The sequence below is a fragment of the Solidesulfovibrio aerotolerans genome (genome assembly GCF_009856865.1).
Taxonomy (GTDB): domain Bacteria; phylum Desulfobacterota; class Desulfovibrionia; order Desulfovibrionales; family Desulfovibrionaceae; genus Solidesulfovibrio; species Solidesulfovibrio aerotolerans.
Window position 1 is genome coordinate 218,446 of the sequence record NZ_WVUD01000001.1, and the last position, 15,271, is coordinate 233,716.

General features: G+C 61.5%; 14 protein-coding genes. 10 read left to right on the forward strand and 4 right to left on the reverse strand.

Going from position 1 to position 15,271, the window contains the following annotated elements:
* The first annotated feature begins 41 nt into the window (after positions 1-41).
* Entirely contained in the window at positions 42-536 is a 495-nt protein-coding gene (gene cadR / locus GTA51_RS01030; RefSeq protein WP_160957929.1) for a Cd(II)/Pb(II)-responsive transcriptional regulator, read from the forward strand.
* 65 nt (positions 537-601) lie between these two features.
* Here cadR and divK read toward each other — a convergent pair whose 3' ends face one another.
* The 4 genes from divK to GTA51_RS01050 form a co-directional block, all read right to left on the reverse strand.
* A complete protein-coding gene (gene divK / locus GTA51_RS01035; protein ID WP_160957930.1) occupies positions 602-958 on the reverse strand; it encodes a DVU0259 family response regulator domain-containing protein in 357 nt (118 codons plus the stop codon).
* Between the two features lie 141 nt (positions 959-1,099).
* A complete protein-coding gene (locus GTA51_RS01040) occupies positions 1,100-1,459 on the reverse strand; it encodes a response regulator (RefSeq protein WP_160957932.1) in 360 nt (119 codons plus the stop codon).
* A gap of 110 nt (positions 1,460-1,569) precedes the next feature.
* Positions 1,570-3,909, reverse strand: coding sequence for a PAS domain S-box protein (locus tag GTA51_RS01045; RefSeq protein WP_160957933.1), 2,340 nt, complete (start codon positions 3,907-3,909; stop codon positions 1,570-1,572).
* Between the two features lie 58 nt (positions 3,910-3,967).
* Positions 3,968-5,068 carry a TOBE domain-containing protein gene (locus GTA51_RS01050; protein WP_160957935.1) on the reverse strand — a complete coding sequence of 367 codons (1,101 nt, stop codon included), beginning with the start codon at positions 5,066-5,068 and terminating at the stop codon, positions 3,968-3,970.
* 274 nt (positions 5,069-5,342) lie between these two features.
* Here GTA51_RS01050 and hmcA point away from each other — a divergent pair, with 274 nt between their 5' ends.
* From hmcA to GTA51_RS01090, 9 genes are all read left to right on the forward strand, one after another.
* The gene (gene hmcA, locus GTA51_RS01055) at positions 5,343-7,109 is read left to right on the forward strand and encodes a sulfate respiration complex hexadecaheme cytochrome HmcA (RefSeq protein ID WP_160957936.1); all 1,767 of its coding nucleotides are present in this window, start codon (positions 5,343-5,345) and stop codon (positions 7,107-7,109) included.
* 28 nt (positions 7,110-7,137) lie between these two features.
* Positions 7,138-8,193 carry a sulfate respiration complex iron-sulfur protein HmcB gene (hmcB, locus tag GTA51_RS01060; protein ID WP_160957937.1) on the forward strand — a complete coding sequence of 352 codons (1,056 nt, stop codon included), beginning with the start codon at positions 7,138-7,140 and terminating at the stop codon, positions 8,191-8,193.
* Entirely contained in the window at positions 8,193-9,368 is a 1,176-nt protein-coding gene (gene hmcC, locus GTA51_RS01065; RefSeq protein ID WP_160957939.1) for a sulfate respiration complex protein HmcC, read from the forward strand. Before hmcB ends, hmcC begins: the two co-directional genes overlap by 1 nt.
* A gap of 17 nt (positions 9,369-9,385) precedes the next feature.
* Positions 9,386-9,520 carry a sulfate respiration complex protein HmcD gene (gene hmcD / locus GTA51_RS21175; protein WP_006921815.1) on the forward strand — a complete coding sequence of 45 codons (135 nt, stop codon included), beginning with the start codon at positions 9,386-9,388 and terminating at the stop codon, positions 9,518-9,520.
* Positions 9,521-9,553: 33 nt separating this feature from the next.
* On the forward strand, positions 9,554-10,231 hold the full coding sequence (gene hmcE / locus GTA51_RS01070) for a sulfate respiration complex protein HmcE (protein ID WP_160957940.1): 678 nt from the start codon (positions 9,554-9,556) through the stop codon (positions 10,229-10,231).
* 36 nt (positions 10,232-10,267) lie between these two features.
* Positions 10,268-11,674 (forward strand): sulfate respiration complex iron-sulfur protein HmcF, encoded by a 1,407-nt coding sequence (gene hmcF / locus GTA51_RS01075; RefSeq protein WP_160957941.1) that lies wholly within the window; start codon positions 10,268-10,270, stop codon positions 11,672-11,674.
* 56 nt (positions 11,675-11,730) lie between these two features.
* The gene (locus GTA51_RS01080; RefSeq protein WP_160957943.1) at positions 11,731-12,660 is read left to right on the forward strand and encodes a universal stress protein; all 930 of its coding nucleotides are present in this window, start codon (positions 11,731-11,733) and stop codon (positions 12,658-12,660) included.
* A gap of 41 nt (positions 12,661-12,701) precedes the next feature.
* Positions 12,702-13,058, forward strand: a complete 357-nt coding sequence (locus tag GTA51_RS01085; RefSeq protein ID WP_043633237.1) for a response regulator — start codon at positions 12,702-12,704, stop codon at positions 13,056-13,058.
* 203 nt (positions 13,059-13,261) lie between these two features.
* A complete protein-coding gene (locus tag GTA51_RS01090; protein WP_160957944.1) occupies positions 13,262-15,169 on the forward strand; it encodes a hybrid sensor histidine kinase/response regulator in 1,908 nt (635 codons plus the stop codon).
* The last annotated feature ends 102 nt before the right edge of the window (positions 15,170-15,271 follow it).

Genomic DNA, 15,271 nt, shown 5'->3' on the forward strand with positions numbered 1-15,271 from the left:
GAGCCGCTACAGGGTCAAGCAGTATTTTTAAGGAGCTGGGTATGCGTATCGGCGAACTGGCCAAGCGGTCGGAGTGTCTGCCCGACACGGTGCGGTATTATGAGCGCGAAGGTCTGCTCCCCAAGCCGGAGCGGTCCGAGGGCAACTACCGCCTGTATACCGAAGGGCATTTGTCCCGGCTGTTGTTTATTCGCAACTGCCGGGCCTTGGAGATGAGCCTGGGGGAAATTCGGGCGCTTTTGGCCATAAAAGACGGCGACGGGGCGGATTGTCGGGAGGTGGCGGCGCTGCTCGACGCCCATATCGGCCATGTGGCCGAGCGGCTTGCCCGGTTGGAGGCGCTTCGGGGGCAGCTTGTCGGGCTGCGGGAGTGCTGCGGCGGGGTGACGCCGGTTGCACACTGCGGCATCCTGCAAGGGCTGGCGGTGGAGGAGCTGCCTGCCACCGCTTCTGATGATCTCCAGGGACACCCGCCGGGGCCGGGCCGGGCCTGCCTGGGGGACGCCGGCAGCGTGTGCAGCCGGGGGCGGGGCTGAGCCGGGGCGCAAAAAAAGGGCGGGACCGGCTGGTCCCGCCCGAAAAAAGCCAGCCTGCGGCCGGGTTATTCGCCCAGGGCCTTTTTTACGGCCACGAGCACCGCTTCCGGCTCAAACGGTTTGTGGATGGCGGCAACCGCTTTGCGGATGGATTGGTCATGGCCGTCCAGGCCGCTGATGACGATGACCGGGATGTTTTTGAATTCTTCTTTCTGGGAATACTTGCGGTAAAAGCGCGGCCCCCACTCGTTGGGCATTTCCAGGTCCAGGGTGATGCAGTCGGGGTGTTCCTGCTCAAGGACTTTGAGCGCCGCTTCGCCGTCGTTGGCGCTGCAGATGTCGTAGCCGTTGTCGGAAAAAAGCGTGGTCAGATATGCGATGATCTGCGGATCATCGTCGACCACCATAATTTTCTTCGCCATACCCGCCTCCTTGTGGAATTGGCCCGGAGGATGGCTTCGTCCCGGGCGTGCCGTATCGCATCCTGGTGTTATCTAGCGTGATTTCCGGTTGTTGCCAACCGTGAATTGCGCCTTGCGGCTGATCCAGGGTTCCCGTCCTTTTCAGGCCTCGGGCGGACCGAGGATATCACGAAGCGCGGCCAGCAGGGCCAGCCGGTCGATGGGCTTGTCAAACACGGCCCGGGCACCGGGAATGACGTATTTCAGGCCCGGATGGCCGGTGATGACCACGATGGGGATGTCGCGCCCGGATTTCTCCAGGGCACGGTTGAATTTGGGGCCGGTCATGTCCGGCATTTCCAGATCCAGGGTGATGGCGTCCGGGCGTTCGGATTCGATGGCTGTCAAAGCCTGCCGGCCGTTTCGGGCCGAGACCGTGGCATAGCCTTCGTCGGAAAACACATCTTCCAGGTAGGCGATGATATCCGGATCGTCGTCCACGATCAGGATTTTCTGGGCCATGGGAGCCTCCGGGGGAGTTGCTGCGCCTGGCCGTTATGAAACGGATCGGCCAGGGCAGGCAAGGAAAAACGTCGCAGCCGGACGGGGAATTGCCGCACGCGCCATCCCGGCTAGGCCTGCTGCCACACCGGCAGGCGGATGGTAAAGCGCGCCCCGCCGCCGGCAGGCGTGTCCGCCACGATATCTCCCCCGTAATTCTTAATGATTCCGTAGCTGATGGACAGCCCCAGGCCCGTGCCCTTGCCCACGTCCTTGGTGGTGAAAAACGGTTCGAAGATGCGCCCGAGCACTTGCGGGGCGATGCCCGGGCCGTTGTCGGCAACACTGGCGGTCACGAATTGCTTGTCCGGTGTCCCGGCCAGGGCCAGGGTAATGACGATGCGCTTGTCGCCGGGCCGGGTGTTTGGGTCATGGCCTTCTTCCACGGCGTCGCGGGCGTTGATAAGGAGGTTCATGAGCACCTGCTCCAGGGGATTGGCCTGGGCGGCCACCGGCGGCAGACCATCGGGAATGTCGAAAACCACCTCGATGTTGCGGACTTTGAGCTGCTGGGAAAAAAGTTCAAAGGTGTGGTGGACCACGGCGGCCAGATCCACGGCCGCAACGGTCTGGTCTGACTTGCGGCCAAATTCCCGCATGTGGTTGATGATGCCCGTGGCCCGGGCGATATGGCGGCTGATGCCTTCGGCCATTTCGGTCAGTTGTTCCTGGTCCACGCACTGGCCCCGGCGCACCTTGCGCACGAGGTAGTCGGAAATGGTCTGGATGACGGTCATGGGTTGGTTGAGTTCGTGGGCCACGCTGGTGGACATCTCGCCAAGGGTGGCCATCTTGCTGGCCTGGATGAGCTGCTGCTCGGTTTCCAGGCGGTTGGTGATGTCGGTGACCGAGGCCAGATAGACCTGGGAGCCTGGGTATTCGGCGGTGGAAACGCGCACGGCCGCGACAAAGGGCTGGCCATCCTTGCGGCGGTGGCGCACCCGGTCGATGGGGCGTTCGGCCCGGATGGCCGCTTCAAAGGGCGTGAGGTCGGGCTCGTCAAAAAGGGCCAAAAAAGACGTGCCGAGCAGTTCCCCGGGGGCATAGCCGTACAGGGACTGGGGCCGGGCATTGAGTTCCAAAATGGTCAGATTGTCGCGGCTTAAAACAAACAGGGCGGTTGGGATGCAACTGAAGATGGCTTGGTATTTTTTGCGCGAGCGCTCCAGCTCCTCTTCCAGAAATTTGCTCTCGGAAATATCCAGGCTGATTTCCATGACCGAGGCGATGGCCCCGGTCTCGTCGGGCATGGGCGAGGTGCTGACGAAAAAGGTCCGCTTGCAGCCGTCGCGGTCCAGGGTAATTTCCTCGGTGACATGGGGCAGGCCGTCCTCAAAGGTGCGGATGACCGGGCAGTTGTCGCAAGGCTCATCCCGGTGCTTGTAGGCCTTGTAGCAGTACTCGCCGGGATGGACGTGGAATTCTTCGGCAAAGGCCTGATTATAGCTTAAAAGGCGCAGGTTTTTGTCCTGGACCGTGATGGTGCAGGGCACATGCTCGAACAGATCCTGGTAGCGGTCTTTCTGGCGCAGCAGTTCGGCCTGCTTGCTGAGCACTTCCTTGCCCATGGAGTCGATGGCCCGGCCCAGTTCCCCCAGTTCGTCGGATTGGCGGATGTCCACGCCGGTAAAAGCCCGGCCGGCGGCGATGGACCGGGTGGCCCGGATCATGGTGCGCACGGGACGGTTGACGAGCAGATGGGTAAACAGAAACAGCACCAGAAAGGTGCCGGCGGCAACGCCGAGGGCGGCCAGGAAATTGCGCTCGGTGTAGTGGGCCAGGGTGGCCTCGTTGGCGGCCTGGGACACGGTGATGTCGAGCAGCCCCAGAATCTGCTTGTCGGCCTGATGGACGTGGCAGGCATCGTTGACACAGGCCGGCTCGTTTTCGATGGGCCGCAGGATGCCGATGCAGGGGTGGCCGGATTCGTCGGAGAAAAAGCGGGTGCGTTCGCGCAGGGCCAGATGGACCTGGGGCGGGGCCGTGCGGTGGCAGACGTAGCAGGCCTCTTCCTTGATGTCGGTGATTTCGTCGATTTCCGAGAGCAGATTGGAATATTTGATCTGGCCTTTTTTATTATAGACGCGAATGGACAGGATGCCCTGCTGGGTGCCGATGCTTTTGATGATTTCGCGGATGGTATCCGGGGCGTAGGTCAGCATGGCATAATGCAGGCCGAGATTGACGGTGTTGCCGAGCCTATTCATGTCCGACAGGGTGGCCTCGGTGGCCAGGGTCTTCATGGCGCTGATATTAAGCGAAGACCATAAGAAGAAAAAAAACATAAGTGCTGAGCCGGACACGATGGCCAGCTTGGTGATCAGCGAACAGCGGATGGTGCGCAACAACCGTGGCAAGGCACCGGCCACGGCGGCCAACCGCTGGGAAAAGCCAGGGGGAAGGGGCGTCATGGCGGCGTCTCCTTGTTGCGGCCGGGCGCCTGCACCGGCTGGCTTGGGGACCGGCCGGTCAACCGGCCGCGATAATCACGGAAAAGGCGCTGGCCCCGGCCCACACGCCATCACCCTGGCCTAAGTGCATTTCGCGTAAAGCGTTAAGCCCCACCGTGGCGCAAAGCCGCGTGCCGTCAGCCAGAACCACCACCACTTCGGCGGCGTCGGCCCCCCGGGTCACCCGTTCCACTACTCCCCGAAAACGGTTTTCCGCTCCCGGTTGTTCGCTGGCATTCCCGGCGTCAAGGGTCACCCACGGGGCCTTTATCCGGGCCGTGGCCAGACCGCCCTCCCGCAACCCCACCGCCTCCAGGCTTTTGGTGGAGATCACAGCCGTCAGGTCCAGGCCGCCAAGGGTGCGCATGGTTATGTGCGACTGGATCTCGCCGACGTTGATGGCGGCGATCTTGCCGAAAAAGGTGTTGTGCACCCCGGTGGCCCGACGGTTTTCCCGGTCCAGGAAGTGCTTTTCCAGGCGTTTTTGCTCTTCCTCGGGCAGATCGAGGAAGGCGGCGGTGGAGTTGGCGGTCAAATGCCCCAGGATGCGCTGGACAATGGTCAGGGGCACACCGTTGTGCAGCAACTCCACGGCCCGGGAGCGGCGCAGGGTGTTGGGGTTGGCCAGATGCTTGGGGATGCCGGATTCAGCGGCCCGGTCGTAGATGACCCGGCGCATGTAGCCCTGGTCCAGGTGGAAAATCCCCCCGCGCAAGGGGATGTAATCCGCATCGCGCAGCAGCAGCTTTAATTCGATGTGCAGTTCGCCCGGCAGATAGACCTCGCGCCGGGGTTTGGCCTCATCCCCGCGCCCCCCGCCCAAGAGCACCTTGCGGCAGGCCAGGACAAAGTCAACCCGGTCGTCGATGGCCAGGATTTCCCCCAGTTTGGCCCCGGTGTAGCGCAACAGCAAAAAAACCAGTCTGGCCCGGTTGCGCGACACCACGGAACGCTTGCCCTTGGCCTTGGACACCCAGGCGTCAAAGGCGGCGTCAAGCCGTTGCATCTGCTCGGCTGTGAGGAAATTGGGTTCCGGGACGTTGGCCGGGACCGGGGTATTTTCATCGCACATGGGGTGCCCCATATCCTCCAGGACATGCTCCAGGTCAATGCCGCTCAACGTGGCCTCCGGGTTCAGTTTATCACGAAAAGAAAAAATTAGGTGACAATTTTCACAAAAGCGGTTAGTTTTAATGTCACGCAAGTTTTGCAACTCGTGACAAGTTTGGCTGACACTGTCAAGGGGCAGGAAGAGCCGGGCCGTGGCGCGGGTTGTGTCGGGAACGCAAGTTCGAGTGATCACGGACCAAGGGAGGTGTGCGGGCGGGAGCAGTACGTCTATTGCCAACCGGGGAAGGGCGAACGCAACACGTAAGCAGAGGGTCGAAGAAGGTATGAAAAACGGAAAACGGCGCATGAAGCAGCTGCTGGCCGTCCTGGCTATTTGTGGCTTGGGCGGTCTGTCTGCATTGCCGGCCAGTCTGGCAAGGGCCAGTCAGCCGACAAATGACAAGCAGCGGGCCGACATCATCACGATTGATGCAATGAAGGCCTACGGTTCCCTGTCGCAGCCCAAGGTGGTCTTCCTGCATGACAAGCACACCACGGCCTTGGGCAAACAAAAAGATTTTTACAAAAAAGAATGCGGTACCTGCCACACCTCCGATAAGGATGGCGTGATGCAGCTCGGATTCCAGCGTGACGGTGCGCCGGTGTCCGCAGAAAAGTTACGCGACGGCTTCCATGCCGGCTGTATCAGCTGCCACAAGGACATGGCGGCGGTAGGTCAAAAGACCGGTCCCACGGATGTCCAGTGCAAAGGCTGCCACACCGCCACACCTGATGTCGCTTCCAACTGGCAGCCCATCACCGTGGACAAGCGGCTGCACTTCCGCCACGCCGCCACCCAGGAAAAAGCCGAGAACAAGTGCGGTGCCTGTCACCACATTTACGGTGAAAAGGCCGGCAAGACCATTCCCGCTCCCAAGCCGGAAGACGTCCCCGGTTCCTGCTCCTACTGTCACGGTCCCACCACCACTGTGGATGAAAAGCGCCAGCCCAAGGAGATTCGCTCCCTGCGTCTGGCCGCCCACGGCGAGTGCGTGACCTGCCACAAGGCCACGGCCGCCGCTGGCAAGGACGTGCCCACCGGCCCGATCACCTGTGCCGGCTGCCATGGTCCGCTGGATCAGAAGGCCATTGCCGAGACGTCGCTGAAAAAGGTGCCCCAGGGCGCGGATCTGCGCATCAAGCGCGGCCAGCCCGATTTCGCCATGGTGCGCCCGGCTGTCTCTGAAACGCCCGTCATCGTGGACGGCAAGCCGGCCAAGCCCTATGCCGGCATGCAGCCCGTCCCCTTTGACCACAAGTACCACGAAGCCAAAAACGAGACCTGCGTCTCCTGCCACCATGCCTCGCTGACCTCCTGCTCGGCCACCTGCCACACCCCGGCCGGGGCCAAGGAAGGCGGTTTTGTCACCCTGGAAGCGGCCATGCACAAGGTCGGCGCGACCCAGAGCTGCGCTGGGTGCCATGCCGTTATCCAGAAAAAGCCCGAGTGCGCCGGTTGCCACAATGCCATGCCCAAGGGCGTCGGCGATGTGAGCCAGTGCGGCTCCTGCCACGTGACGCCTGAGGGCGATCTCAAAGACGCTGCCGCTGCCATGATGACCAAGACGGCTGGCAAGGAAACCGCTGCGGCCGAGGCCGATCTGGCCAAAAAACTGCTGGCCGGCAAGCGCGATGTGACCACCACCATCGCCGCCAACGACATTCCCGAGACCGTGAAGATCGGATCGCTCTCCAAGGATTACGAGCCCTCGGTCCTGCCCCACCGCAAGATTGTGCTGGCCATGCTCGAAGGCATGAAGGACAGCAAACTGGCCGGGGCCTTCCACGCCACGGATGTTGCCGTCTGCCAGGGCTGCCACCACAACAGCCCGGGCTCCACGACCCCGCCGCGTTGCGGCAGCTGCCATCAGGCCGTCGAATCCACGACCGCTTCGGCCCGTCCGGCGCTCAAGGCCGCCTATCACACCCAGTGCATGGGCTGTCACACGGCCATGGGCATCGAAGGCAAGGTGGTGGACAAGGGTGCGGACGCCAAGCCCGTGCCTGCGGCGACGGATTGTGCCGGCTGCCACAAGGAAAAGAAGAAATAGGACCCAAACCAGCAGAGGTCTCGCTACGATGAAACGAAGACACTTTCTGGGCTTGCTGGGCGCGGCCGGGGTTACCTTGGGCTCTGGCGCAGTCGCCACAGCCGCCTCCAGCGCCGACATCAAGGGCCTGCCCAATGCGGGCGGCGTGCTCTTTGACGCCACGCGCTGCATTGGTTGCCGCAAGTGTGAATCGGCCTGTAATCAGGTCAATTCGCTGCCCGCACCGGCCAAGCCGTTTGACGATCTCACGGTGCTTGACACCAAGCGCCGCACTGACGCCAAAACCTATACCATCGTCAACAAGTACGTGCCGCAGGCGAGCAAACCGCCGGTCTTTCGCAAGATCCAGTGCAACCACTGCATTGATCCGGCCTGCGCCTCGGCCTGCTTCGTGGCGGCATTTAAGAAAATGGAAACCGGCGCCGTCGTCTATGACGAAAGCGTTTGTGTCGGCTGCCGCTACTGCATGGTGGCCTGTCCGTTTAACATCCCGGCCTACGAATACGACAAGGCGTTTACGCCGCGCGTGATGAAGTGCACCCTGTGCCACCCGCGTATTCTGGAAGGCAAGCTGCCCGGTTGCGTCGAGGCCTGCCCCAAGGAAGCCCTGACGTACGGCAAGCGCCGCGAACTGCTCAATCTCGCCTGGGATCGCATCGGCGCCAATCCGGGCCTGTATGTCGAGCACGTCTACGGCGAACGCGAGATGGGCGGCACGAGCTGGCTGACCATCGCGCCCAAGCCGTCCCTGGCTGCGCTCGACATGAACGAAGGTCTGGGCACGGCCAGCGCGCCGGAGCTGACCTCCGGGGCGTTAGCCGCCGTGCCGGCCGTGGCCGGCATCTGGCCGGTGCTGTTGACCGGGTTGTATGCCATCACCAAGCGCAAGGACAAGATCGCCGAGACCGAGAAGCAGCAGGCAGTGGCCGCTGCCATTGCCAAGGCCAGCGCCGATGCCCAGGCCAAACTCTCCGAAGAGCTGGCCAAGGCCGAGGTCGCCAACAAACGGCGCATCGAGGTCGAGGTCCAAAAGGCCCTTGAAGCCGCTGCCACGGCCGCTGCTGCAGAAGGGGAGGATTCCTAATGTCGACGGAAAACGCCAAAAGCGGTTCGCTTTTTACGCCGTGGAACATTGTGGCCGGCCTCATTCTGGCTGCCGGCATTGTGGTCACCATCATGCGCTTCACCATGGGCCTGGGCTCGGTCACCAACCTCACGGACAACAATCCCTGGGGCATCTGGATCGGCTTTGACCTGTTGTGCGGCGTCGCTTTGGCCGCCGGTGGCTACACCACCTCGGCCGCCTGCTACATCTTCGGGTTCAAGCGCTTTCACGGCGCGGTGCGCCCGGCCATCCTGACCGCCTTTCTGGGCTATGCCATGGTGGTTTTTGCCCTGAACTACGACGTGGGCCGGCCCTGGCGGCTGGTGTACCCGATCTTCTACCAGCAGGGCACCACGTCAATCCTGTTTGAAGTCGGTCTGTGCGTGTTTATCTATCTGACGGTGCTCTTTCTCGAATACCTGCCGGCCGCGCTTGAATGGAAGCGGGGCTTTGACAAGTATCGGGGCATCCTCGTCAAGATGACCATGGGCCTGACCATCCTTGGCGTCATTCTCTCGACGCTGCACCAGAGCTCGCTGGGCGCGCTGTATCTTATCGCCCCCTCCAAGCTGCATCCCCTGTGGTACACTGCGTATCTGCCGGTGATGTTTTTCATGTCGAGCATGTTTGCCGGCCTGTCCATGGTGATCTTTGAAGGCACCATCTCGCATAAGCACTTCCATCACAAGATGGACGCGGAATACAACGGCGGCTACGAAGATCTCCAGTTGGCCTTCGCCAAGGCGGCTGCCTGGATCATGGCCGGCTATCTGGCCATGAAGATCTTCGGCCTGTCCATGGACAACCGTTGGCAGTACCTGGGCACCGGGTACGGCGTGTGGTGGCTGGTCGAGGTCTTCGGCTTCGTGGCCATGCCGTGTTACTGCTACGCCGTGGCCTACCGCGACCGCAACCTGAAGCTGGCCCGCATCGCCGCGCCCTGGACGGTGCTTGGCATTGTGCTCAACCGCTTCAACATCAGTCTGGTGGCCTTTAACTGGCAGTTGCCCAGCGTCGATCGCTACTTTCCGAGCTTCGGCGAGATCGTCATCTCGCTCTTCGTGGTCACCATCGGCGTCCTCATCTTCCGCTTCATCGTGACGCGGATGCCGATCTTTTACGTGCACCCGGCTTACAAAGACTCGTCCCACTAGGCGAGAGAGGTTACGCCATGTTTAATACGCTGCAAGATCTGATGCTGCATAACAAGAGCATCACCTATGTGCTCATGGGCGTCGTGCTGATCTGCTTTGTCGGGTTCTGGCACTTCCTCACGGACAAGGAAGAGCGTAAACGCCGCTACTAGGCTGATCGGACCGCGATCACCAAGGAGAACACCATGTATGCATTCCTGACGGGTCCGATGCTGTGGCTGTCCTTTGCCATATGCATCCTCGGCTGCGCCTGGCGCGTCTACAAATACGTCAAGGGACTCAATTGGCAGCTTGACCGGGTGGCCTACGGCAAGTACCCGGACCTGGCCTTTAAGGGCGCGATGAAGTCCATCTTCCATTGGCTCATCCCGTTTGCCTCGTGCAGTTGGCGGGCCAAGCCGGTCTTTGCCGCAGCCTTTTTCCTGCTGCACATCGGTCTGGTCATCGTGCCCTTGTTCCTCTACGCCCATATCATGATTGTGGCTGAGCGCTTTGGCGTCTCCTGGCCCGCCATGCCCGATGGGTTGGCCGACATCCTGACCATCCTGTCCATCCTGGCCGGCGTGTTCATTTTGCTGCGCCGCTTTGCCTTAAGCGAAGTGCGCATCATCACCACGCGCCAGGATATCATGATCATGGCTATAAGCCTCGCCCCCCTGGTCACCGGCTTCGTGGCCGCCCACCAGTCCGGCGACGGCAATGGCTGGCTTTTGGCCCATATCATCACCGGCGAAATCTGGCTGATTGCCGTGCCGTTTACCAAGCTGTCCCACGCGGTGCTGTTTTTCTGCTCCCGGGCTCAGATCGGGATCGATTTCGGCGTCAAGCGCGGCGGGCAGCGCGGCAGCGGCATCGTCTGGTAAATCGGCCGGCGGGACATCGCCAAGGAGTGAATCGTCATGCCTGAAGGGATTTTTTGTAATAAGAAGCCGATCAATACGGAGGCAGAGCTTAAAGCCCTGCTTTCCGATACGCGCGGCACGAAATACTACGAGGAAATGCTGTCGCTGGAGGTGGACCGCGAAAAGCTGTGGGCCACCATCCAGAAAACCTGCAAATCGCGCACCCAGACCTGGCTCGACGTCTGCGCCCGCTGCGGGCTGTGCGCCGACTCCTGCTTCCTGTATCTGGTCAACGACTGCAAGCCCGAACAGGTGCCGTCGTATAAGATCCAGTCCACCCTGGGCGAAATGGTGCGCCGCAAGGGTGATGTGGACAATGCCTTCATGCGCCATGCCATGGAAGTGGCCTGGTCCCAGTGCACCTGCTGCAACCGCTGCGCCATGTATTGCCCCCACGGCATCGATATGGGCGTCATGATGGGCTACACCCGCGGTCTGCTCTATTCCCAGGGCTTCGTTCCCTGGGAGTTAAAGATCGGGGCCGGCATGCACCGGGTTTACCGCGCCCAGATGGACGTCACCACCGAGGATTGGGTCGAGACGTGCGAGTGGATGGCCGAGGAACAGCAGGACGATTGGCCGGGTCTTGAGATCCCCGTCGACAAGGAAGACGCGGATATCATGTACACCTGCAACGCCCGCGAGCCCAAGCACTATCCCGAGGATCTGGCCGAAGCGGCCATCCTGTTCCACATTGCCGGGGAAAATTGGACCGTGCCCAGCGAAGGTTGGGAACAGACCAGCCTGTCCATGTTCGCCGGCGACTGGGAAGCCTGCAAGCTGCAGGTGGAAAACGTCTACGCCGCCATCGACCGCTTAAAGCCCAAACGGGTCATCGGCACCGAATGCGGCCACGCCCACCGGGCCACGGTCATCGAAGGCCCGTACTGGGCCGGTCGTCCCGACGGCCAGCCGCCAGCGCCCTATATCCACTACGTGCAGTGGGTGGCCGAGGCCCTGCGCACCGGCAAGCTCAAGATTGACCCGGCCAAGCGGATCAAGCAGACCGTCACCTACCAGGACTCCTGCAACTACATCCGCAACTGGGGCCTGGCCGAAACTGCCCGCGAGATCCTCACCTATCTCGTGGAGCCGGGCTATCTCGTTGAAATGACGCCCAACAAAGAGCACAACTACTGCTGCGGCGGTGGCGGTGGCTTTAACGGCATCGGCAAGTTCCGGCCCCAGCGCAACAAGGCGCTTTTGACCAAGCGCGACCAGATCCTGGCCACCGGGGCCAAGCTGGTCATCGCTCCCTGCCACAACTGCTGGGACGCCATCCGCGACCTTGAGGAAGAGTACCACATCCACATCGACTGGTCTTTCCTCAAGCCCTTGCTGCTCAAAATGGTCATCATACCGGATCATCTCAAGCCCCAGGACGAAGAGGGCGATGAGGAATAGGACGAGGTGCGCCACTGCACGCAACCTCCACCTCTAACATGAAATAGGGGTTTGGAATGTTTGAAAAGATACTCTTTGCGACCACAGGATCGCCGGAGTGCGACAGCGCCGCCCGCGTGGCCTTTGATATGGCCCGCCAATACGGCTCGCAACTGACGCTGTTTCACGTGCTCGGCATCCCGGGCAAGGGCGACAGCAATGTGGTCATCGACATCCGCAGCGGCGAAGAAGTGGATGTTGATGCCGAATACATCGAAGGCGTGGCCGAAGAACTGCGCACCACCTATGCCAAGCAGCTTGAAGCGCTGCCCGGCGTCACCATCGAAGTGGGTGTCGGCGTGCCGTCGCGCGAAGTGTTGCGCATGGCCCGGACCAAGGACGTCGATATGATCGTCCTGTGCGGCCCGGCCGAAGGGCAGCAGGCCGGCTTTTACAAGCGCGGCGTGGTCGGCGACACCCTGCGCAAGGTGGCCAAGGCCGCCCGTTGTCCGGTGCTGACCGTCAGCCGGCCCTCGGCCTCGTTTTGGGGCGGGTTCTCCAACATCGTGTTCGCCACGGACTTCTCCAAGGCGTCCGAGTCGGCCTTCCAGTTCGCCAAGACCGTGGTCCAGGCCGTGGACGGCGAACTGCACCTGTTCCACTGCGTGGATTTGAGCCGTTTCCAGTCCCCCATTGCGCTGACCCAGGATGGCATCGAAGCCAAACTGGCCGAGGCCCGTCGCCGGTTGCACCACGAATATGCGACCCAACTCGGGGATTTCAAACGGTTTACTTCCGAGGTATGGGAGGGCACGCCCTACGTCGAAATCGTTAAGTTCGCTCGTGAACGCCAAGCCGACCTTATCGTGCTGGCCCACCACGCCCGCGACGTCGATCCCGACGAGCGCCCCTTTGGCAGCACCCTGGAACAGGTCATCGTGCGGGCTTCCTGCCCGGTGGTGAGTGTTAACCGTCCCGACAAGCTGCCCCAGGCGGCCGAGGCGTAAGCCCCCACACCTCCCGGGGACGCAAAAGGAGAAAGGGAACCATGCCCAAGACCATCCTTATCGTGGACGACGATCCCAATATCCGGGAATACCTGGAAACCCTGCTCACCGACAACGGCTACGAGACCATCGTTGCCGAAAACGGGGAAAAGGCTCTGGAAGTGTTGGCCGCCCAAACGCCTGACCTGATCACGCTCGACATCGAGATGCCGGATAAAACCGGTCCGTGGTTTAACCGGGCGCTGCAGCGGGGCAAGACCTACGCCAACATCCCGATCATTGTCATCACCGGCCATACGGGGCTTAAATACGTCATCCCCAATGCCGTTGGGTCGCTCGGCAAACCCTTTGAACAAAAGGAATTGCTCGATCTTGTGCGCGAAACCATAGGCTCGTAATCCCCGTTTCCCGGGACGCGGCGAACGCTGCGTCCCGGGAAACGGCCACGAGTCCAACACGCGGCTTGGCCCGTCCTGACCGCTTGCGCGGTCCAGGCGACGCCGGATCGTCCCAGGATGCCCGGGACGCCGGACGCCTGCCGGCTTTTCGGTCCCCGCGACCGAACCCGGCGTGCGGCCAAGGCGACACAGGACCCTCGGCCATGAGCGAACGCCTTTTGCTCGTTGACGACGAGGATGATATCCGTCGGTTTCTCGGGATGTTCCTGGCAGACCTCGGCTATGAGGTCCAGGCCGCTTCAAACGGTACCAACGCCCTGGAACTCTTTGAAACCTTTAAACCGGCCATAGTCCTCACCGACATCAAGATGCCGGGCATGGACGGCCTGGAACTGCTCAAACGGATAAAAGCCCGTTCCCCTGAAACCGAAGTCGTCATGATTTCGGGCCACGGCGACATGGACCTGGCCATTGGCTGTCTCCAGTACGAAGCCGCCGATTTTGTCACCAAGCCCATCAATCACGACATCCTCGACGCGGCCTTAAAGCGCATCGACGAAAAGCTCGCTTTGCGCCGCCAACTGCGCCAGTACACCGAAAATCTCGAAAAGCTCGTTTCGGAAAAATCCCACCGCGTCGTCGAACTCGAACGGCAGCTTGCGGCCGGCGAAATGGTGGAAACCATGTGCCAGGCCATCTCCGGGCTCTCGGCCGATTTTGGCGACAAGGCCGGTTATTTCAACGAAATGCCCTGCTTTGTGGCCGTACACAACCGCTCGCTGGAAGTCGTGGCCACCAACCAGCTCTACAAAGAGCGTTTGGGCGACATGGTCGGCCACCACAGTTGGGAAGCCTACGTCGGCCAGGCCCTTCGCGGCTTCGACGGCCCGGTCTGGAAGACCTTTGAGACCGGCAAGGGCCAGCGCTCCCGCGAGACCATGCTCTGCAAAAACGGCCGTGAACTGCCGGTCATGGTCCATACCTCGCCCTTGGGGCAGCGCAACGGCAAGGTCGAACTGGTCCTGGAACTGGCTGTGGACGTCAGCGAAATCAAACGGCTCCAGGAAGAACTGCGGGTCACCCAGCAAAAGTACATGGATCTTTTTGAGGCCACGCCGTGTCATATCGCCCTGCGCGACCGCGACTATCGCATTGTGGCCAACAACACGCTTTTTAAAGAAGATTTCGGCGAAGGTGTGGGCAAGCTGTGCCACCAGATCTTTCGCCACCGCGACGAACCCTGCCCGGATTGCCCGGTGGACGTCACCTTTGCCGATGGCGCGCCTCATACCCTGGAAGCCGTGGTCACCTGCCTGGACGGACGCACTAAAAACGTCCTGACGTTTTCCGCACCCATCCGCAACGGCAAGGGCGAGATTACCGAAGTCATGGCCTTATCCACCGACATCACCCAGATACGCCAACTGCAAGACCATCTCACATCGCTCGGCCTTATGCTCGGGTCCATTTCCCACGGCGTCAAAGGCATGTTGACGGCCCTGGAGGGCGGCGTCTATCGCCTGGAGTCCGGCATCAAGCGCAATGATGCGGCGCGCATTGCCGACGCCGGCGACACCATCAAATCCCTGGTCGGCCGGGTGCGCAATCTCGTGCTCAATGTCCTGTATTACGCCAAGTCCCGGGACATGGCCGGCGAACCCGTGGATATCACCCATCTGGCCACCAATGTGGCCCAGATCGTTGAACCCAAGGCCGCCCGGGAGCGCATTGCCTTTACCTGGGATATCCCGGCCGGTCTCGGTGCGGTTCCTCTCGATACCGCCAATATCTCCGCCGCCCTGGTCAACATCCTGGAAAACGCCATCGACGCCTGCGCGGCCGACACCGGCAAGGACGCCCACGCCATCACCTTTAGAGCCGCCACAACGGCCGATGCCGTCATCTTCGACATCACCGACAACGGCATGGGCATGTCCCAGGAAACCCGGGAAAAGGCTTTTACGCTGTTTTTTTCGTCAAAAGGCCTCAAAGGCACCGGCCTGGGCCTTTTTATTGCCCACGATGTGGTGAAAAAGCACGGCGGCGTGATCGATCTGTCATCCGAGCCGGGCGTGGGCACGCAGTTTCATATCGTGATTCCGCGTCAATGATTTAAGTGCAAGAAATAAAAGGCGAAGATGTCTCCGGCGGCCGGGGGGATGATCCCCCCGGACCCCCCGGCGGGGGAGGGCCATCCCTGGCCCTCCCGAATA